Source organism: Streptomyces sp. NPDC033177, assembly GCF_055577715.1.
The window spans coordinates 1,079,428-1,099,430 of record NZ_JBVIPS010000002.1 but is presented as its reverse complement, the minus strand read 5'-3'; the positions used below and the strand labels follow the sequence as shown (position 1 = coordinate 1,099,430).

Sequence of the window (20,003 nt, the reverse complement as noted above, 5' to 3'; positions counted from 1 at the left end):
GCATGACACCCCGACTCGCCGTCGTCGTCCCCGTCTACAACGTCGAGGAGTTTCTCGCCCCTTGCCTGCGGTCACTGGCCGAGCAGACCATGCCGGACATCGAGGTCGTCATGGTCAACGACGGGTCGACCGACGGGAGCCCACGCATCGCCCGCGAGTTCGCCGCCGATGACGCCAGATTCCGTCTCGTCGAGCAGGAGAATGCGGGGCTCGGGGCCGCCCGCAACACGGGGGTGCGCGAGGCACGGGGCACGTACCTGACGTTCGTCGACAGCGACGACGTCGTGCCACGGGACGCGTACGAGCGGATGCTGGCAGCACTGGAGAAGTCGGGCTCCGACTTCGTCACCGGCAACGTCCACCGGCTGCGCTCCGGCGACCGGAGCGAGCAGTCGCCGATGTTCCGCAAGATGATGGCGAGCGACCGCAGCGGCACGCACGTCACCCGCGACTGGGAGCTGCTCGGCGACCGCATCGCCTGCAACAAGGTCTTCCGCAGGGACTTCTGGGACCGCCACGCCCTCACCTTCCCGGAGGGCGTCCTCTTCGAGGACACCCCGGTGATGGTCCCCGCCCACTTCCTCGCCGAGGCCGTGGACGTACTGAAGGAGCCCGTCTACCTCTGGCGCGACCGCGACGGCTCCATCACCACCCGCCGCGCCAAGCCCCGCGCCGTCCGCGACCGCACCGCCGCCGTTCTCGCGGCCAGCGGTTTCCTCGCGTCGAAGGCCGCCGAGACGGCGGGCACACCGCGGGGGGAGATCCTCGCGGAGGCCAAGCGGCGCTACGACACGACGGTGCTGGCCGGGGACCTGTGGCTGTTCATGGAGGCCCTGCCGCACGGCGACTCCACGTACCACGACGTCTTCATGGAGCAGGCCAACGCCTTCGCCGACACCGTCGACCCCGCGGTCCTGGCGGCGCTGCCGCTCGCCCTGCGCGTGCGCTGGCAGCTCATCCGCGGGCGCCGCGTCACCGACCTGCTCACCTTCATGGCGTACGAGAAGGCCAACCCCGATGCCTTCCGGGTCCGCGGCCTGCGCGGGCGCCGGGCCGAGTACCCCGGGATCAAGGGGCTGCCGCGCGAGACCGTCGCCCTGGAACGTTCCGATCTGCCGCTCTCCGCGCAGCTCACGCACATCGCCTGGGACGAGCGGGGCAGGCTGCGGCTCAAGGGCTACGCCTACATCCCCAACCTGCCCGCGGGACGGGTCGGGGCGCGCGCCAGGGTCGTCTGGCTGCGGGCCGGGCGGCGGCGCGTCCTGCCGCTGAAGCTGCGCACGGTGCGGGCGCGCGAGGCGACGTACCGCTCCAGACAGGGCCTGCACAGCTACGACCGGTCGGGGTTCGAGACGGTCATCGACCCCCGCAGGACCGTCACCAAGCGGCGCAGCACCACCTGGAAGCTGGAGATGGGCGTGGTCAGCGCCCTCCTGCCGCGCACCGGGCCGGTCAGGACGAGCAGCCCGCCGCGGCTTCCCGTGCGGTATCTGGAGGAGTTCCTGCGGGTGGCCGTCACCGTCAGCAAGGGGCGGCTGAGGCTGCGCACGGAGCGGGTGGCGGCGCGGCTCGTCACGCACGAGGGCTGCGGCGGCACCGTACGGCTGCACGGGCGGCTCGCGCCGGGGGAGTCCCAGGGCGTCGACACCCTGCGGGTGGAGAACTGGGCCACCAAGGAGACGCACCACGTCCCCGCTCTGGTCAACGGCCGCGACTTCAGCGCCGACGTACCGCTCGGCCTCTTCCACGCCGCCGAGGACGAGCGCACCGGCGAGCCGCGCGAAGCCGACCCGTGGGGCGTCTCGGTGATCCGAGAGGGCGGCGACCGCACACCGCTCGCCACCTGCCCCGACGTGCCGGCCGGGCGGTACGCCCTCCTCCCGGGGCGTGAACTCCTCGTCCTCGCCAACGCGTCGGGAAACCTGGAGCTGCGCGACCAGACCGTGCGGCCGCTCGCCGACACCGTGACCTGGGACGACGAGCTGATCGTCGAGGGCAGCCACCCCGACGCCCGGACCCGCGCCGGGGAGCTGGTCCTCGTGCACGCGGGCCACGGCGACGAGGCCGTGGTGCCGGTGCGGATCGAGGGCGGGCGGTTCACCGCGGCGCTGCGGCCCGAGGCCGTGCCCGGACCCGGAGGGACCCTGCCGCTCGCCGAGGGACGCTGGAACCTCTTCCTGCGCGCGCCCGGTGAGAGCGACCCCGAGCAGTACACCGCCGTGTGCGTGGCCCCGGGCAAGGGCCGCGAACTGCCCCTCGTGCGCACCAGGTCCGGCCGCGAGATCAGCCTGAAGCGCCACGCCCACGACGGCCTCCACCTGCGCGCGGGCTCTTCCCTCCCCGTCGCCGACCGGGGCGGCCCGCGCCAGCGCAAACTGCGCGAGGAGTACGCGGCCCGGCGCGGCGGACCGCTGCGCGACGCCGTCCTGTACTGCAGCTTCGACGGACGGCAGTACTCCGACTCGCCCCGCGCCGTACACGAGGAACTGGTCGCCAGAGGCGTCGAGTTGGAGCACCTGTGGGTGGTCCGCGACCAGCAGGTGGCGCTGCCCGAGAGCGCCACGCCGCTCGCCCTGTGGAGCGCCGAGTGGCATGAGGCCCTCGCCCGCTGCCGGTACATCGTGACCAACACCCAGCTGCCCGAATGGTTCGAGCGTGCCGACGGCCAGTACGTCGTCCAGACCTGGCACGGCACCCCGCTCAAGCGCATCGGCCGCGACCTCGCGGGTCACGCCTCCGCGGACCGCGCCTACATGGCGACCCTGCCGGGACGTGCCGACCAGTGGAGCCTGCTGGTCTCCCCCAACCGCTTCTCGACGCCACTCCTGCGCGGCGCCTTCGGCTACACCGGCGAGGTCCTGGAACGCGGCTATCCGCGCAACGACCTGCTGCACGCCGCCGACCGCGCGAAGGTCGCCGCCTCCGTACGCGAACGGCTCGGCATCCCGGAGGACAGACGCGTCGTCCTGTACGCGCCCACCTGGCGCGAGAACCAGCCCAAGCAGGCGGGCCGCTACGCCCTCGACCTCCCACTCGACCTCGGCGCAGCCGAGCGCGCCGTCGGCGACGACACGGTGCTCCTGGTGCGCAGGCACTACCTCGTCGGCGGCACCGTCCCCGGCTCGGACTTCGTCCGCGACGTCACACGCCACCCCGACGTCAGCGAACTGCTCCTGATCAGCGACGTCCTGGTGACGGACTACTCGTCCCTGATGTTCGACTTCGCGCAGACCGGGCGCCCGATGCTCTTCCACACCCACGACCTCGACCACTACCGCGACACCCTGCGCGGCTTCTACTTCGACTTCGAGGCGCAGGCACCCGGCCCGCTGCTCGCCACGAGCGACGAGGTGATCGCCGCGCTGCGCGACCCGCTGGCGGCCACCGCCGCGTACGCCGACAAGTACGACAGGTTCCGCGAGGTCTTCTGCGACCTGGACGACGGGAACGCGGCAGCGGGAGTGGCGGACGCCCTGCTCGAAGGAGGCCGCGCATGAGCACGCCCGACCTGCACGACGTCAGCTGCGTCGTGGTCGCCGGCACGGACGCCGAGGCGCTGCGGCAGTCGGTGCGGTCCGTGCTCGACCAGACGATGGCCAACGTCGAGGCGGTTGTCGTCGACCCCGGCGCGGACGGCCCCGCCCGCGACGCGGCACGGGAGCTCGCCGCCGACCAGCCGCACCGGGTACGCCTGGTCCGCGCCGACGGTGAGCTGCCGGTCGCCGCCGCGCGCAACCTCGGGCTCGACGCGGCACGCGGGCGGTACGTCATCGTGCTCGGCGACGGCGAACTCCTGGAGCAGCACGCCTGCCGCAACCTCTTCGACGCCGCGCGCTCCACCGGGGCCGACCTGGTGGCGGGACGCTGGACGCGGCTCACGGGCGGCAGCGGCAAGAAGGAGCGCGGGCCCGGCTGGCAGGCCCCGCTGCACGCCAGGACACGGAGGATCGAGAACCTCTCCGACGCCCCCGAACTCATCACCAGGGACTCGCTGGTCACCGGATTCTGCGTCCGCGGTGACGTCCTTGACCGGTTGCGGCTCCGGTACGCGCAGGACCTCGACCACAGCGAGGTCCTCTTCGGCGTCGAGGCCGCCCTCGGGGCCCGCGTGCTCACCCTCGTCCCGAACCTGATCACCACCCACCGCGCACCGTCCGCGCCCGAGCGCGAGACCCCCGCGCTCGCCGCCGCCAACGCCCGTGTCGCCGGACTCCTGGTGAGCCTGGGCCGCCTCGACCTGGCCGACCGGCGCGAGCGGTCCTTCCTCGTCGACCACGTGCTGCCCTGTGCCCGTACGTTCCCCCAGCTCACCGCCGATGAGCGGCGCCGCGCCACCGACGGGACCGCCCCGCACCTCCAAGGCCGCGTGGACGTGCGCGCCCTGGACGCCCTCGCCCCCGTGGAGCGCGTGTGCGTACGGCTGCTCGCGGACGGCGACACGGACGGCGTCCTCGCGGCGGCGTACGCGCTCGCGCGGCCCGGCACCGTCGTCTCGGAGCTGACCGAGCGGGAGGGGAAGGTCTACTGGCGCGCGGACGGCCTCGACGACCCGCGCGTACGAGAGTTGCTCGACGTCACGGAACTCGGCCACCAGCACCAGGAGTTGACGGAGGTACGCCTCCTGAACCGCCTCACCAGGTGCGACGTCGAGGCGGGCAAGGCGGTCCTCGAAGGCCGGGTCGTACTCCCCGGCGGCCTGGCGCCCGACCGGCCGCCGCTCACCGCCTGGCTCGACGTGCGGGCACACGGCACGGGGCGGCGCGGCTTCCGCGTACCCGTGGACGAGGTGCACTACGACGGCGGCGCGGTCCTCTGGCGGGCCACCGTGGTCCTCACCGCCCGGCTGCGGGATCTCGGTGTCGGCGACCGCGCATGGGATCCGCGGCTCCAACTCTCCGCCGAGGGCCAGGACATGACCACCGAACTCGTCGCCGAACCGGAGACCGTGGGGCAGGGCCAAGGCGTCACCGTCACCGGTGCGAACACACTGGAGCTGCGCCTCATGCCCCGCCATCGTGCCGCCCGCACGCTGCGCGCGGCACTGCACTACGCCACCCACTTCCGGCCCGCGCGCAAACTGCGGCTCAGGCTGCGTGCCCTGCGCAAGCGGTGGGACGGGCTCAGCGGCAAGGGGGTCAAGCTGCGCGTCTACCGCCGGGTGCTGCGGCGCCTCCCCGTCAGCAAGGGCTCGGTCGTCTTCGAGAGCCACATGGGCAGGTGCTACGGAGACAGCCCGCGCGCGATCCACCAGGAGATCGTCGACCGGGGGCTGCGGCTGCGCTGCACCTGGGCGTACGCCACTTCGGCCGACGGCTACCCCGACTCCGCCCGCCTGGTGCGCCGTTGGTCTTGGCGGTATCTGTGGGCCCTGGCCCGCGCCGAGTTCTGGATCGACAACCAGGGCTTCCCGCACGCCCTGGACAAGCCGCGCCACACCACGTATCTGCAGACCTGGCACGGCTCCGCGTACAAGCGCATGGGCTTCGACGAGGCGCGCCTGAAGACGCAGAACGCCCCGCAGCGTGAACACCTGCGGCAGGCCGTCGACCGCTTCGACCATTTCCTGGTGCGCTCCGAACACGACGTGCACACCCTCGCCCGCGCCTACGGCATCCCCGATGACCGGCTGCTGCGCTGCGGCTACCCGCGCAACGACCGCCTGGTCGCGGCGCGCGCCCGCGACGAGGCGTCGGGCCGCTTCCCCCGCCCGTCCGTGGCCGCCGACCTGGGCATCCCCGACCACAAGACGGTGGTCCTGTACGCGCCGACGTTCCGCGGGCTGCCCAAGAACAACAAGCCGGTCCAACTGCCGCTCGACGTGCGCAAGTTCGCCGCCCGCTTCGGCGACACCCATGTCCTCCTGGTGCGCGCCCACTACTCGGAGACGGCCGACCTGCCGATCTGCCCGCCGGGCACCGTCGTCGACGTCTCGGCGCACCACGACGTGAGCGAGCTGCTCTGCCTCGCCGACGTCCTGGTGACGGACTACTCGTCGATCATGTTCGACTTCGCGCTTCTGAACCGGCCGCTGGTGCACTTCGCGCCGGACCTCGACGCGTACGCGGCCGAGCGTGGCAGTTACTTCGCGCTGCGGGACGACGCGGGCGGGCCCGTCGTGGAGACGCAGGACGAGCTGCTGCGCGTGCTCGCCACGCTGAAGCAGGCCGACGCCTCGTGGGCCGGGCCCCGGCGGGCGTTCGCCGCGCGGTTCGGCGCGTACGACCAGGGGCGGGCCGCGGCCGACGTGGTGGACACGCTCTTCGGGAAACGGTCGGGGGAGCAGGCAGGAGACACGGAGCAGAGGGGCGGGGCATGACCACGACGATCGCGACCAACAGGATCGTGGCCCCGACGAAGAGCCGCGACCTCTTCCTCGTGGCGAACACCGTCGACGAACTCGGCGGCGTCACCGCGTGGGCCCACCAGATGGCCAGGCTCTTCCAGGGCAACGGCCACCGGGTGCACGTCATCGGCGTCCACGAGGCCGAGCTGAAACTCGCGCTCCCCGACGACCGCGGCTACCCCGTGACCAGCCTCTACGACGAGCATCCCGCGAGCCCGCGCCCGGCGCGCGGCCTCGGCCGCCTCAACGTGGTGGCGCGCCGCCGCGAGGCGGCCCGGGTCACCGCCAAGCGCCGCACCGTCGACCGGCTCTCCGAGCTCTTCCGTGCCGCGCGTCCCGGAGCGGTCGCCATCGTCACGCAGGTCTGGCCGATGGAGTGGATCAGGGAGGCGGACACCGCGGGCCTGCGCATCATCGGCATGAGCCACGAGTCGTACGCCTACACCCGCGCCTGCCACCGTTACCGCGCCGTCAAGCGCAGCTATCCCTCGGTGGACCGCTGGCTCGCGCTCACCCAAGAGGATGCCGACGACTGGATCACCGACGGCATGCACAACGTCGGCGCGATGCCCAACGCCCTGGCCCACCTCCCCGAAGTGCCCTCACGGCGCGAGGGCAAGGTGGTCTGCAGCATCGGCAGGCTCGCCGACCAGAAGGGCGTCGACATGCTCGTCGACACCTGGGCGCTCGTGGCCCCGCACCGCCCCGACTGGACGCTGCGGATCTACGGCGCCGGAGCGGACGAGGCCGGCCTCAGGCGGCAGTGCACGCGCCTGGGCCTCGACGGTTCGGTCCAGTGGCGCGGCCGCACCAGCGATGTGCCCGGCGTGCTCGCCGAGAGCTCCCTCTTCGTGCAGTCGTCCCGCGGCGAGGGCTTCCCGCTGGCCCTGATGGAGGCGATGGCCAGCGCGGTGCCGTGCGCGGCCTTCGACTGCGCGCCCGGCGTCCGCGAGATCGTGCGCCACGGCGAGGACGGCCTGCTCGCCCCCGCCGGTGACATCGAGGCCCTCGCCGACCGCCTCCTGCGCCTCACCGGCAACCCGCGGCTGCGGGACGCGATGGGGGAGCGGGCCCGCAGGAACGTGCAGCGGTTCTCCGAGGCGCGGGTCCTTGAGCGATGGGAGGAGCTGTTCGAGCTCCTCGAGCGGTGACACCGCCGTCAAGAACGGCCCGAGCGGGCGAGCAGCGACGACAGCAGGCCCCTGGCCCGGCCCCCGGCTCCTGCCGCGGCCGGCTGGGGCGCCTTGTCCGGCAGTTCGGGAACCTCCTCGTCCGCGTGGCGTGACACCGGGTGCTCGGGCGACCTCGCCTTCTTGCCGCTGATCCGGATCATCGGGAAGCCCGCGACCTCCTCGGCGCCGTGCCACATGTCGTCCCGCCCCTTCAGGAACGTGGCGAGATCGGCGTGGATCGCGTCGTAACTCCCCCACGTGCCATAGAACTTGGTGGCCGTGATGCACAGCGGTTTGAGCCCAGAGCTCGCCACCGCGCCCCAGGTCGCCGCGGCCACACCCGGACAGTGTTCGGCGCGGAAGTCGTCGAGCACGACGATCCCGTCCTGCCCGAGCACCTCCTCGGCGGCGGCGATGTCCGCGTGGACGTGCTCGTACAGATGCGAGGCGTCGATGTGCACGAAGCGGCAGCTGTCCGCCGCCACGTGCGCGGTGATCCCCGACGACGGCTCCTGGACGATCCGCGGCAGACCGTCGTGGAACGCGCCGTAGTTGGCCTCGAAGGCACGGCGCGTCAGCGTGGCGTACGAGCGGCCCATCTCGGCGGAGTTGGCTTCGTCGGGGGCGGGCGAGTCGAAGAGGTCGCAGACGGTGAAGGTCTCGTCGGCCCGCAGATACCCGCCCATGAAGATGGCGCTCTTGCCCATGTACGCGCCGAGCTCCAGCAGATCACCCCGCTGCTCGTGGTCGCGCTGGCGGCTCAGGATCCAGTCGAAGAGCACTTGGTCGACCGGGTGGAACCACCCCTTCACGTCGGAGAGCCGGCGCGGACGCGGAAGCCGGCCGGTGTTGGCGGAAGCGTGTCGCATGTCTGGTCCCGGGGATGGGGGAAGGAGGACGGTGCGGGGGGCTAGAAACGCGGAGCGGGCGGGGCGGCGTCGACCCGCGGCAGCGGCTCGTCGGCCACCCCCGCGGCCGGCGCCGGGTGCCGGTCCGCAAGTGGCGCCACAGACGGTAGACCCCCTGTCTCCCCGAGCACCACATGCCTCACAACCCGTTCAGCGGCCCGACCGTCGTCGTACACGCAGAAGCGGTTTCGGAAGGCGGCGCGCAGCTGGGCCGAGCGCGATCCGCGCCAGTGGCCGGTGGCGAAGATGTCGGTGAGTTCGTCCTCACTGCGGGCGATCGCGCCGGGCGGGAACGCGCGCACGTCGAAGTAGGTGCCGCGGGCCGCCTCGTACGCCTCCCAGTCGGTGGCGTGCAGGACGACGGGGCGGTCGAGGTTGACGTAGTCGAACATCAGCGACGAGTAGTCCGTGACCAGGGCGTCGGAGGCCAGGCAGAGGGACTCGACGCTGGGGTGGTCCGACACGTCGATCAGGCGGTCCGACGAGGGCGCCAGGGGCTCCCCGTACGAGTGGTGGGCGCGGGTCAGGACGACGAAGCGGGGGCCGAGGCTTCGCAGCAGCCGCTCCAGATCGAGGGAGCGCAGCTGCGAGTGGCGGTAGTCGCGCAGGGTGGGCGCGTAGAGGATGGCGACGGCGTCGTGCGGGATGCCGAGGGACTCGCGCACGCGGGCCACGTCGGCGGAGCTCGCCCGCTGGTAGATGTCGTTGCGCGGATAGCCGTACTCGAGCGTGGTGAACGAGGCGGGGTAGACGCGCTCCCAGACCAGCGTGGAGTGGCGGTTCGAGGACAGGACGTAATCCCATTTGTCGGCGTTGCGCAGGAGGGCGCCGAAGTCCATGTCCCGGGCGGCGGCCGGCCGGTCCTGGAGGTCGAGGCCCATCAGCTTCAGGGGTGTGCCGTGCTGGGTCTGGATCATGATCTGGCCGGGGCGCTTGACGAGCCTGCGGTCGAAGTTGACGTTGTTGACGAGGTACTTGGAGCGCGCGAGGGCGCTCCAGTACGCGGCCGTGCCGGGGCGCAGCCTGCGGGTGGCCGTCGGCAGGGTGTGGTGGTGGGCCGGGTCCGCGATCCAGGCGGTGCGCACGTGCGGGGCGTGCTCGCGCAGCGCGGCCTCCAGGGCGCCGGGGTTGCAGCCGTAGCCACGGCCCCAGTACGAGGAGAAGACCGCGCGGTCGGCGCGCAGCGGCAGGCGCAGCTGGACGCGGTAGTGCAGTTGCAACACGGCGCCCTTGGCTCGGCGCCGCGTTCTCGCCACGTACCGCTTGGCCCTCGACCTGACCCGCAGCGCCGTCCACAGGACGCGGTAGGTGCGGTGCGTGCCGAGGCGGACCAGGCCGTGCCGCACGCGGGTGCTGGCGCGTGGGCGGGTGCCGGGGACGCGGTAACGGCGGTAGTGGGTGCGGGCCTTGCGCAGGAACGCGGCGCGGCTGCCGCGCGGCAGCCGGTCGTGCTTGGTGAAGACCGTCGAGTAGTGGTCGATCATCCGCCGGAAGAGGACGGGCCGCCAGGCCGCCGAGAGCTCCGGGTGCTCGTCGAGGAACGCGAAGACCCGCTCGTACTGGTCGAAGATCTCGAAGTGTCTGCGGGTCGTGGTGCGCAGGATGCTGCCCCTGCGGCGCTGCGTGTAGTGCACGCAGACCCGGTCGAGGGTGGCGATCGTGTCCGCCTTCATCAGGACCGGATAGGTCCAGGGCGTGTCCTCGTAGAGTCCGGGCGGGAAGGCCAGGGCCTCGCGTTCGATGAAGTCGCGGCGGTATGCCTTGTTCCAGGCGACCATCAGGAGGCGTAGCAGGCCGGGTCGGTCGATCAGCCGGAACGGGGCCCGGCCCTCCTCCCTGAGCACGCTCGCGAACTGGTTGCGCACGGTTTCGCCCGACCAGAACACACGTGCGTAGTCGTAGAGCAGGACGTCGGGTTCGTCCGTCTCCTTGAGGCGGTCGGAGATCGCGTGGAGGGAGTCCGGGGTGAGGGTGTCGTCGCTGTCGAGGAAGATGAGGTAGTCGCCGCTCGCGTGCTTCATGCCGGCGTTGCGGGCCCGGCCCAGGCCGACGTTCTCCTTGAGGTGGACGGCTTTCACCCGGGTGTCGTGGGCCGCGCATTCGTCGATGAGGGCGCCGCACGCGTCGGGGGAGGCATCGTCGACCACGATCAGCTCAAGATCCGTGAACGATTGCTCGAGTACGGATTCGAGGCATGCATGCAGATATGCCTGCACCTTGTACACGGGAACGATGACACTGAACCGGGGCAAGGCACATCCATGGGTAGACGCGGGCATACTGCCCGAAAACGCCCGGACGTCCGGTCGGGTTACGTCGTATGCGGCATACGGGGGACGACGCGAGTGAGGCGGACCCGGCGCGGGGCCCGCCTCACTCGTCGAACGCAAGTGCCTGTGTCGGCTCGTGGTCGGCTACTTCACCGCACCCGCCATCACGCCGGACACGAACTGCCGCTGGAACGCGAAGAACACGGCCAGCGGGATCACCATCGAGATGAACGCGCCCGGTGCCAGGATCTGCACGTTGTCGCCGAAGGACCGCACCTGTTGCTGGAGCGCGACCGTGATCGGCGGGCTCTGGGAGTCGGCGAAGATCAGCGCGATCAGCATGTCGTTCCAGACCCAGAGGAACTGGAAGATGCCGAGCGATGCGATCGCGGGCGCGCCGAGCGGCATCACGACCCGGAAGAAGAGCCGCAGTTCGCCGGCTCCGTCCAGGCGCGCGGCCTCCAGGAGTTCGCGCGGGATCTCCGCGAAGAAGTTGCGCAGGAGGAAGATCGCGAACGGCAGTCCGAAGGCCACGTGGAAGACGACCACGCCGATCGTCGTCTCGAAGATGCCGATCGCGCCGAAGATCTTCGACACCGGAAGCAGCGCCACCTGCACGGGCACCACGAGCAGCCCGACGACGCCGATGAACCACCAGTCGCGGCCCGGGAACTCCATCCAGGCGAAGGCGTATCCGGCGAGGGACCCGATGATCACGACGAGCAGGGTCGCCGGGACGGTGATCATGATGCTGGACAGGATCGAGTCGGTGATCGTCTCGTCCTTGAGGAGGTTCGTGTAGTTGTCCAGCGTCATCTGCGACGGCGTGGAGAAGACCTTCCACCAGCCGCTCTCCGCCATGTCGGCCGAGCTGCGCAGCGAGCCGAGCAGCAGACCGACCGTCGGCACCAGCCAGAAGAGCGCGACGACGGTGAGGAAGACGCGTACGGCGGTCCCGCTCAGGACGGAGGCCACCCGCCCCCCGAGCGACTGCTTCGCCTTCACCACTTCGACTTGGGTGGTCATCGCCGAGCCTCCCGCCGAAGTCGCCTGACATTGAAGAGCATCACCGGGATCACGAGGAGGAAGAGGAGCACGGCGATCGCGCTCGCCACCCCCGAATCCTTGTCGAGGAACGCGGAGTTGTAGAGCTGGAGCGCCAGGACGTTCGCGTCGTCCTTCGAGGAGTTCGGCGCGATGATGAAGATCAGGTCGAAGATCTTCAGTACGTTGATCATGAGCGTGACCGCCACCACCGCGAGCACGGGCGCGAGGATCGGCACGGTGATCCTGCGGAACACCTGCCACTCGTTGGCGCCGTCCACGCGGGCGGCCTCCAGGAGTTCACGCGGGACGCTGGCCAGGCCGGCCGCGATCAGGACCATCGCGAAGCCCACCCAGATCCACAGGTACGAGCCGATGACCGCGGGCGTGATGAGGGAGGGGCCGAGCCAGTCCACGCCGTTGTACGGCTCGCGGAAGTTCGATGCCGGGAAGCGGAGTTGGGCCCCGTCGGCCTCCTTGGGGAGGGCGAAGGTGCCGTCCGCCGCGGCCTCGGCCGATGCCACCACCTTGCCGTTCTTGACGGCTTCGACCTTGATCCCGGGGTAGCCGAACTCGGCCTTGTCCGGGGCGTTCATCTCGCCCCTGCCCTTGCCGCGCGTGAAGTCCTGCCAGGCCGTTCCTGTGACCTTGTCGGGGTCCGGCTTCGCGGCCGCGGCGGACTTGGCGTCGTCCGGCATGTTGTCCGGCGCGACACCGGTCAGCGGGAGCATCACCGGAGTGCCCGCGCTGACCGGCTTCCGCGTGATGAAGGCGCCGCCGCTCGCCGACTTCAGCGGCGACTCCGTACTGGGGTGCGCCTGCGGGAAGGCGGACGACTCGGCGAAGGTGTCGTGCGCGGTCACGGCGATGGCGTTGGCGACGCCCCGGTCGGGGTCCGACTCGTAGACGAGCCGGAAGATGATGCCGGCCGCGAGCATCGAGATCGCCATCGGCATGAAGATGACCAGCTTGAACGCTGTGCCCCAGCGGATCCGTTCGGTGAGCACGGCGAAGATCAGGCCGAGACCCGTCGCGACCGTCGGGGCGACCACCACCCAGACCGCGTTGTTCTTGATCGCGGTGAGGATGGTGTTGTCCGTGAACAGGGTCGTGTAGTTGCCGAACGCCGTGAAGTCGCCCGACTTGTCGAAGAAGCTGCGGAAGACCGAGTACCCGATGGGGTAGAGGACGAGCGCGCCGAGCAGCACGAGCGCCGGTGCCAGGAACAGCACCGCCACGCCCTTGCGCGTGCCCGTCACGCTCTTGCGCGGCTTGGGAGCCGGGGGCAGCGCCACACTCGGCGTGCCCCCGGCGTTCGCGGACGCCACCGCGTCAGTCCTTGTAGGCCGCGGCGGCGGCCGTCTCCAGCGCCTTCTGAGTGCCCGCGACGTCCTTCGGGTTCTTCAGGAAGTCCTGCAGCGCCTTCCACTCGCCCTTGCCGGGCGTGCCGCCGAAGGCCTGCGGGGCCTGGTCGGACATGTCGAAGCGGATGTCGTCACCGGCCGCGATCAGCGCCTTGGCGATGTCCCGCTGCACGTCGTTCGGGTACGCCGCCAGATCGAGCTCCTTGTTCGGCGAGACGAAGCCGCCCGCCTCCGCCCAGATCTTGGCCGAGTCCGGCGAGGCGAGGAAGGTCAGCAGCGCCTGCGCACCCTTGCTGTCCTTCAGCGCCACGGCGGCGTCGCCGCCGACGACCGCGGGGGACTCGTCACCGACCGCCGGGAACGGGAACACCTTGGCGTCCGTGCCGACTTCGGCCTTCGTCTCCGAGATCGGCAGGGAGACCATGTCACCCTCGAAGACCATGCCCGCCTTCGGCTGGTCGCCGCCGGTGAACGTCTGCTTCACGGAGGCGGGGAACTCGGTCTGCAGCGCGCCGTTCGCGCCGCCCGCGACGAAGCCCTTCTTGCCGAAGAGTTCACCGAGCGTGGTCAGCGCCTCCTTCACGGAGGGGTCCGTCCACTTGATCTCGTGCTCGGCGAGGTCGTCGTACTTCTCCGGGCCCGCCTGCGAGAGGTAGATGTTCTCGAACCAGTCGGTGAGCGTCCAGCCGTCCGCGCCCGCCACGGAGACCGGCGGCACGCCGGAGTCGTACACGGTCTGGGCCGTCTTCATGAAGTCGTCCCAGGTCTTGGCCTCCTTGGCGCCCGCGTTGTCGAAGACCTGGGTGTTGTACCAGACCAGGGACTTGTTGGCGGCCTTGAAGTACACGCCGTACTGCTTGTCGTCGACGGCCCCGAGGTCCTGCCAGCCCTGCGCGTAGTTCTTCTCCAGCTGCTTCTGCGCCTCGGGCCCGACCGGCTTGGCCCACTTGTTCTTCACGGCCTGCTCGATCGCGCCGACCTGCGGCAGCATCGCCACGTCCGGCGGCTGACCGCCCGCGACCTTCGACTCCAGGAAGCTGATGATGGGGTCCTGCGCCGGTACGAAGGTGACCTCGGCCCCGGTCCGCTTCTCGAACTCGTCGAGGACCTTGAGGAAGACCTTGCGTTCGGAGCCGCCCCAGACGGCGGCCACGGAGACGGTCTGCCCGTCCAGCTTGGGCAGTTTCACCGCGGCGGCGCTCTCCTTGCCGCCGCCTTTGTCGCCGCTGTCCCCGTCGTCGTCACCGTCGCCGCCGCACGCGGTGACGGTGAGCGCGAGCGCGCCCGCGACGAAGGCCGCGGCGACTTTGGCGGTGGTACGCCGGTGGTGCGGTGCCCTGCGTGTTCGAAGACTGCTGCGCATCACTGCCCCGTTTCTCTGCCATGGCGAGTCCCGTGCGGTCTGTCTACGCCCGGGCAGGGAGGGGCGGCAAGAGCGCAAACAGTGTCAACCAGCTGATCGTGATGGCGTTGTGACGTGCCGTCATGAGACCTGGTCCCCGGTGAGGTGCGCAGCTGACGCGCAGGCGGTGCGGAACTAGAGGAGGGAAGGCACCTGATCCGCCGCGACGGAGCGGGCGGCCCGCTCAAGCGCACTGGCCAGGAGCGCCAAGTCCGTTGGCCCGTTGCCCAGTTCACGCACCGGGCGCCGGGCCGGAGGATCGCCCATCCGCTCCCACTCCAGCGGGACGACCGTGGGCCGCACCGTGGACGTACGAGGAATGCGTCCCGTGACCCGGCCCGCCTGGAAGGGGCTCACCCGGCCGTCGGCCGTACGCAGCTCGCCCCGGCCCGGGGCGGGTTCCTCCGGCCCCGGGGTGACGGCGTCAAGGACGATCCGCAGCGTCGCCCGACGCCCCAGCTCCGTCTCCGCCATCCGCTCACCACCCGCGGTGGTGGCGACCAGATGCACCCCGAGCCGCTCCCCGTCCCGGGCCACGGCTTCGAGCGCCCGCACGACGGAGCCCGCGGCAGGCCGCCCCGGGGACCCGAGCGCGGGGGAGAGCAGCGCGTCGAAGTCGTCCACGAGCACGACGAGCCGAGGCAGCGGAGGCCCCGGCTCGATCCCCTTGCGGGCGGCGACGGGCCGCAGCCGCATCGTGGAACTCGGCGGCGGGTCGAGATCAGCCGCACCACCCCCGCCGGCTTGAGGCGCGGGCGCCTGTGTGTGCCACTCGGCGAACCCGAGCCGCCCCAGGAGTTCGGCACGCCGCTTCAGCTCGGCGGTCAGCGACTGGGCGAACTCCCGCATGCGGACGGGGTCGTTGGCGGCGAGATGTGTCGTGACGTGCGGCAGGTCCGTACAGACCGCGAGGCCCTCGACCAGCCGGACGTTCCCGCCGTTCGTGCCGCTGCCTGCGCTTCCCGTGGTGTCGCGTCCGTCGATCAGGACCATGCCGAGACGGTCCGGGCGCTCGGCCGCGGCCAGCGAGGCGGCGACGGATCGCAGCAGTTCCGTACGCCCGCTGCCCGAAGGGCCCTCGGCCAGGACATGCGGTCCCTCGGTGGCGAGGTCCACGACCACGGGTCCGCGCGGGCCCGCGCCGAGCACCGTCCAGGCGCGCCCGCCCAGCGCCTCGGCGTCATCGGCGGCAGCGGCCCACCGCGCCATCAGGGACGCGGGGGTGGCGCGGGCGAGGCCCAACTCGTCCAGGAGCCGCGCCATTTGAGGCAGAGGAGCGGACACACGCGCGTGCCCGTCGCCGTGCGCCCCGTCCGTGCGGAATGGCGCGAGGGCACGGGCGAACCGCTCGGCCCAGGCCTCTGACACCGCGTCCACCGCGGCGACCGTCCCGTGCCCCGCAAGGCGGCCGTCCACGGCCCGCAGCAGCCGCAGCGCGGTGGCCACGTCGCCGCTGAGCAGCGCGACGGCACCACAGGCGCGGAAGGCGGGCGACACGGAGCACGCGGCTTCGTACGTGGCCGTCACCGGGGAGGCGGGCGACGCGGCGGGGGTCTCCGCAAGGCAGACGACATGGATGCCGGCACCGGCACCTTCCCGCGTCAGCCGCACCACGGCTTCGCGCAGCCCGGCCGACCCGGGATCGCCGTCCACCACGACGACGGTGCGGGGCCCGGCGTCCGGGGTGCTCGCGGCGGCGCTGACCTCGTCGTCGTCGGCGGTGGCGGTGGCGGCGCTGGCGGACGCCCGGTCCGCCACGTGGTCGTCCAGGCGGCGCAGCAGCTCTCCGGTGCGCGCGGCCGCCTGCTCGCGGTCGTAGGCCAGGAGGAGGCGGCAGTCCTGGCCGTGGGTGGGCCGCAGGTGCGGGAGCCAGCCGAGCCAGGACCACTCGGCGGTGCGCTCCGGCGCGGGCCGTGCCCGGTCCGTGCTGAGCAGCACGATCTCCAGGGCGTCGGGGGAGTGCAGCGCAGCGAGCTGGGCGACGACGGCACGGGTGAGGCCCGCGAGCCGCTCGCGCGGTCCCGCGAGGCCGAGCGCGCCCGCCTCGCGCAGGCTGACCGTCACGGGGACGGCGGGCAGCAGGCCACGCTCGTCGGGGGTCGCGCGGTCCACAGTGCCGAGCCGGACCGCGAGCGCCTCGGGGTGGCCTGGCCCGCGCTCCCAGAGCCGGGGACCGGGGCCGAGCGCCGTGAGCAGCAGGGCTGCGGGGTCGGGCCAGGACTCCGGGGTCCGCGCGGCGGCGGCCATCGCGAGATCCTCCGGGGTGGGGGCCGCCGGTGCGGGGAACGGGGCTTCGCTCCCCGTCCCGTACGCGTCGTCCTCGTGGCCCGCGGGGCCGTACTCGTCGTCGCGGGCGCCCGTCAGCCGCCGGGCCCAGGCCGAGAGGCCGCCCCGCTTGCGGAGCGCGCGCGGCACGGGCGTCCCGCGCAAGGGGGTGCCGACGCGGGTGTACTCGGCGTCGGGGGCGCCGCCCTGATGCGGCACTTGCGGCACGTGCGCCGCATCGGTGAGGGACGTCTGGCCGAACGCCCCGTGGGTCGCGCCTTGACCGCTCTGATCGCCCTGCCCGCCTTCGCCCGCGGCGCCCCAGCCCGCGGAGCCGTACGCGTGACGGGTGCCGTCCGCGGGCGTGCGGCCCGCTTCGGGGGGCGCGCTGTGCGGGGCCTCGGCGCTCGCGGTGACTCGCACGCGCACGTGCCCTTCGCCGTCCGGAGCCGTCGGCAGCGCGCCGCCCGTGCCGTCCCCGGCGGTGAACCGCAGCGCGGATTCGCCGAGCCGCAGCAGGGAGCCGGGGGTCAGGCGCACCGGGCGGTCGGTGATCTCGTGGCCGTCCACCGTCGTGCCGTTCGTGGACCCCAGGTCCGTGACGGTGACCTGGCCGTCCGGGGTGAGTGTCACCGCGCAGTGCAGCCGCGAGACGTCAGGGTCGTCCAGCGGGACGTCCGCGTCCGCCGAGCGGCCGACGCGGATCTGGCCGCCGTGCAGGAGGTGCACACCGCCCGCGTCGGGCCCCGCGACCACATGCAACTGGGCGGCGGCTCCGGCGAGTTCGGGCCCGGGCTCCGCGGGGGAGCCGAGGGAGAGCACCGCCCCGTCTATCAGCGGGGGCTCCCCGAGGGTGCAGCGCTGGGCGTCCAGACGCTCCGACTCCGCGTACAGGACGACGGGTCCTTCGCCGCCCGCGACGGCGGCGGCGAGACCGGAGGCGACGGTGGCCAGAGCGGTCCCCGCGGGGGCGGTGACCAGCACGTCACAGGCGCCGCGCGGCGCGGCGAGGCGGCCATGGGGCTCGGCGGTCTGGCCGCTGCGCGGCCCGAGGACGGTCAGCCGGATCTGCATCGCCGTCAGCGGTCCCTTCTGCCCTTGCCGCCGGGCACGGGGACTCGCGCTGTGATTCCCCCCACCGCACACGGCCACGTCGGCCAGTAACAGAGAAGCATCCTCGCACCTGCCACTGACAACACGCCCGGCGGCCACCCGTAAGTGATCTTGATTGGTCGGCTCTGCTCGGAAAAGTGCCTGCTTGGACCGATGCGATCACCGGTCATCCCTTCGTGACGAAGGTCAATTCGACGCCATTCGGCAACCAACGGCACCCATGAGGCGTCTTTCCACCGAACAGCTATCCGGTCACCCGGCGGCCGGGGCGGAATGTGACCGGCTGGTGCCCCGTTCGGCGGCATTACAGTGGGTCGGAACATCTTCCGGCGGGTAGCCGGGTCCGGACACACCAGCGAGATCAGCAGATCAGCAGGGAGCATGACGTGCGGCCGGTAGGCAGCAAGTACCTGCTCGAGGAGCCGCTCGGGCGCGGCGCCACGGGCACCGTCTGGCGAGCCCGCCAGCGTGAGACCGCGGGTGCCGAGGCGGCTGTTGCCGGCCAGCCCGGCGAGACCGTCGCGATCAAGGTCCTGAAGGAGGAGCTCGCCAACGACGCGGACATCGTGATGCGGTTCCTCCGCGAGCGATCCGTCCTGCTCAGGCTCACGCACCCGAACATCGTGCGGACCCGTGACCTGGTCGTCGAGGGAGAGCTCCTGGCCCTCGTCATGGACTTGGTGGAGGGCCCCGACCTGCACCGCTACCTCCGTGAGAACGGCCCGTTCACGCCGGTCGCGGCGGCCCTCATGACGGCCCAGATCGCCGACGCCCTCGCCGCGAGTCACGCGGACGGGGTCGTGCACCGGGACCTGAAGCCCGCGAACGTCCTGCTCAAGCAGGACCCCGACGGTGCGATGCACCCGATGCTCACCGACTTCGGCATCGCGCGCCTGGCCGACTCCCCGGGCCTGACCCGCACCCACGAGTTCGTCGGCACGCCCGCGTACGTGGCGCCCGAGTCCGCCGAGGGCCGCCCGCAGACCAGCGCGGTCGACATCTACGGCGCGGGCATCCTCCTGTACGAGCTCGTCACCGGACGCCCGCCGTTCGGCGGCGGCTCGGCCCTCGAGGTCCTGCACCAGCACCTGAGCGCCGAACCGCGCCGCCCCTCCACGGTCCCGGACCCGCTGTGGACGGTCATAGAGCGGTGCCTCAGCAAGAACCCCGACCACCGCCCCAGCGCCGAGAACCTCGCGCGCGGCCTGCGGGCCGTGGCGGACGGCGTGGGCGTGCACGCGTCCAGCGCGCAGATCGCCGCGGCCGAGGGCGTGGGCGCCCTCCTGATGCCGGACCCGGACCCCGCCATGGTGCCGGGGACGGCCGGAGCGGCCGACCCGACCCAGGCGCTTCCGCACAACGCCGGCTCGTACGACCCGAACGCGGCGACGAGCGTCATGCAGAACACCGGCTCCGGGGACGCGGACCCCACGTCGGTGCTTCCTTCCGGCAGCCGCGGCGCCGCCGACCCGACGGCCGTCATGCCGCCGGTACCGCCGAACCAGCCGGGCGCCGACCCGAACGACCCGCACCCCTGGCAGAACCAGATGCGGGCGGCCCGCGACCGCAACGACCAGACGCAGGTCCAGTACCTGGACCCGAACGACGACCCGCTGCGCCGCCGGCGTCCCCAGCGCCAGGTGCAGCAGCCGCAGCCGCAGCAGCGTCCCCAGCAGTACGCGCCGCAGCACCAGCGTCAGCAGTACGCGCCCCAGCCGCAGCAGCCCCAGCAGCCGCAGCGTCAGCAGTACGCGCCGCCGCAGCAGACGCCGCCCCAGCAGCCGCCCGCGGGCCGGCCGCCGCGTGAGCCCAGGCAGCGCGGCTCGAACCCGAACCGCATGAAGATCCCGGGTCTCGGCTGTCTCAAGGGATGCCTCTTCACGCTCATCATCCTCTTCGTGGCGAGCTGGCTCGTCTGGGAGCTGAGCCCGCTCCAGGAGTGGATCGGCACGACGAAGGGCTACTGGGAACAGCTGACGGACTGGTACGACACGGTCTCCGGCTGGATGGGCAAACTGGGCGGCAAGTAGCCGCCCGGCGGACAGCGGTGGGCGAATCCCCTCCCGACTCTGGGGATTTGTCGACACCTGCGGGGTGATTTCTGCTCCTGGAGTGAAGGTTG

10 protein-coding genes are annotated in these 20,003 nt (G+C 72.1%); 4 read left to right on the top strand and 6 right to left on the bottom strand.

What is annotated here, in order from left to right; genetic code table 11:
• The first annotated feature begins 2 nt into the window (after nt 1-2).
• Genes ACZ5U5_RS10950 through ACZ5U5_RS10940 form a run of 3 tightly spaced genes read left to right on the top strand, consistent with a single transcriptional unit; the run spans nt 3 to nt 7,494 of the window.
• Nucleotides 3-3,497, top strand: a complete 3,495-nt coding sequence (locus tag ACZ5U5_RS10950) for a bifunctional glycosyltransferase/CDP-glycerol:glycerophosphate glycerophosphotransferase (protein ID WP_469019179.1) — start codon at nt 3-5, stop codon at nt 3,495-3,497.
• Nucleotides 3,494-6,316 (top strand): bifunctional glycosyltransferase/CDP-glycerol:glycerophosphate glycerophosphotransferase, encoded by a 2,823-nt coding sequence (locus ACZ5U5_RS10945; RefSeq protein ID WP_469019176.1) that lies wholly within the window; start codon nt 3,494-3,496, stop codon nt 6,314-6,316. Before ACZ5U5_RS10950 ends, ACZ5U5_RS10945 begins: the two co-directional genes overlap by 4 nt.
• The gene (locus tag ACZ5U5_RS10940) at nt 6,313-7,494 is read left to right on the top strand and encodes a glycosyltransferase (protein WP_469019173.1); all 1,182 of its coding nucleotides are present in this window, start codon (nt 6,313-6,315) and stop codon (nt 7,492-7,494) included. Before ACZ5U5_RS10945 ends, ACZ5U5_RS10940 begins: the two co-directional genes overlap by 4 nt.
• Before the next feature lie 8 nt (nt 7,495-7,502).
• Here ACZ5U5_RS10940 and ACZ5U5_RS10935 read toward each other — a convergent pair whose 3' ends face one another.
• From ACZ5U5_RS10935 to ACZ5U5_RS10910, 6 genes are all read right to left on the bottom strand, one after another.
• The gene (locus ACZ5U5_RS10935) at nt 7,503-8,384 is read right to left on the bottom strand and encodes a class I SAM-dependent methyltransferase (protein ID WP_469019171.1); all 882 of its coding nucleotides are present in this window, start codon (nt 8,382-8,384) and stop codon (nt 7,503-7,505) included.
• Between the two features lie 41 nt (nt 8,385-8,425).
• On the bottom strand, nt 8,426-10,675 hold the full coding sequence (locus ACZ5U5_RS10930) for a bifunctional glycosyltransferase/CDP-glycerol:glycerophosphate glycerophosphotransferase (protein ID WP_469019168.1): 2,250 nt from the start codon (nt 10,673-10,675) through the stop codon (nt 8,426-8,428).
• Between the two features lie 162 nt (nt 10,676-10,837).
• Nucleotides 10,838-11,719, bottom strand: a complete 882-nt coding sequence (locus tag ACZ5U5_RS10925; RefSeq protein ID WP_469019164.1) for a carbohydrate ABC transporter permease — start codon at nt 11,717-11,719, stop codon at nt 10,838-10,840.
• Nucleotides 11,716-12,996 (bottom strand): carbohydrate ABC transporter permease, encoded by a 1,281-nt coding sequence (locus ACZ5U5_RS10920; protein ID WP_469019431.1) that lies wholly within the window; start codon nt 12,994-12,996, stop codon nt 11,716-11,718. Before ACZ5U5_RS10920 ends, ACZ5U5_RS10925 begins: the two co-directional genes overlap by 4 nt.
• A gap of 73 nt (nt 12,997-13,069) precedes the next feature.
• Entirely contained in the window at nt 13,070-14,464 is a 1,395-nt protein-coding gene (locus tag ACZ5U5_RS10915) for an ABC transporter substrate-binding protein (RefSeq protein WP_469019161.1), read from the bottom strand.
• A gap of 174 nt (nt 14,465-14,638) precedes the next feature.
• Nucleotides 14,639-17,842: an FHA domain-containing protein gene (locus ACZ5U5_RS10910; RefSeq protein WP_469019158.1), complete on the bottom strand. Its 3,204-nt coding sequence runs from the start codon at nt 17,840-17,842 to the stop codon at nt 14,639-14,641.
• A gap of 425 nt (nt 17,843-18,267) precedes the next feature.
• On the opposite strand from ACZ5U5_RS10910, the gene ACZ5U5_RS10905 reads away from it, so the two are divergent.
• Nucleotides 18,268-19,911, top strand: a complete 1,644-nt coding sequence (locus ACZ5U5_RS10905) for a serine/threonine-protein kinase (protein WP_469019155.1) — start codon at nt 18,268-18,270, stop codon at nt 19,909-19,911.
• Nucleotides 19,912-20,003: the final 92 nt, after the last annotated feature.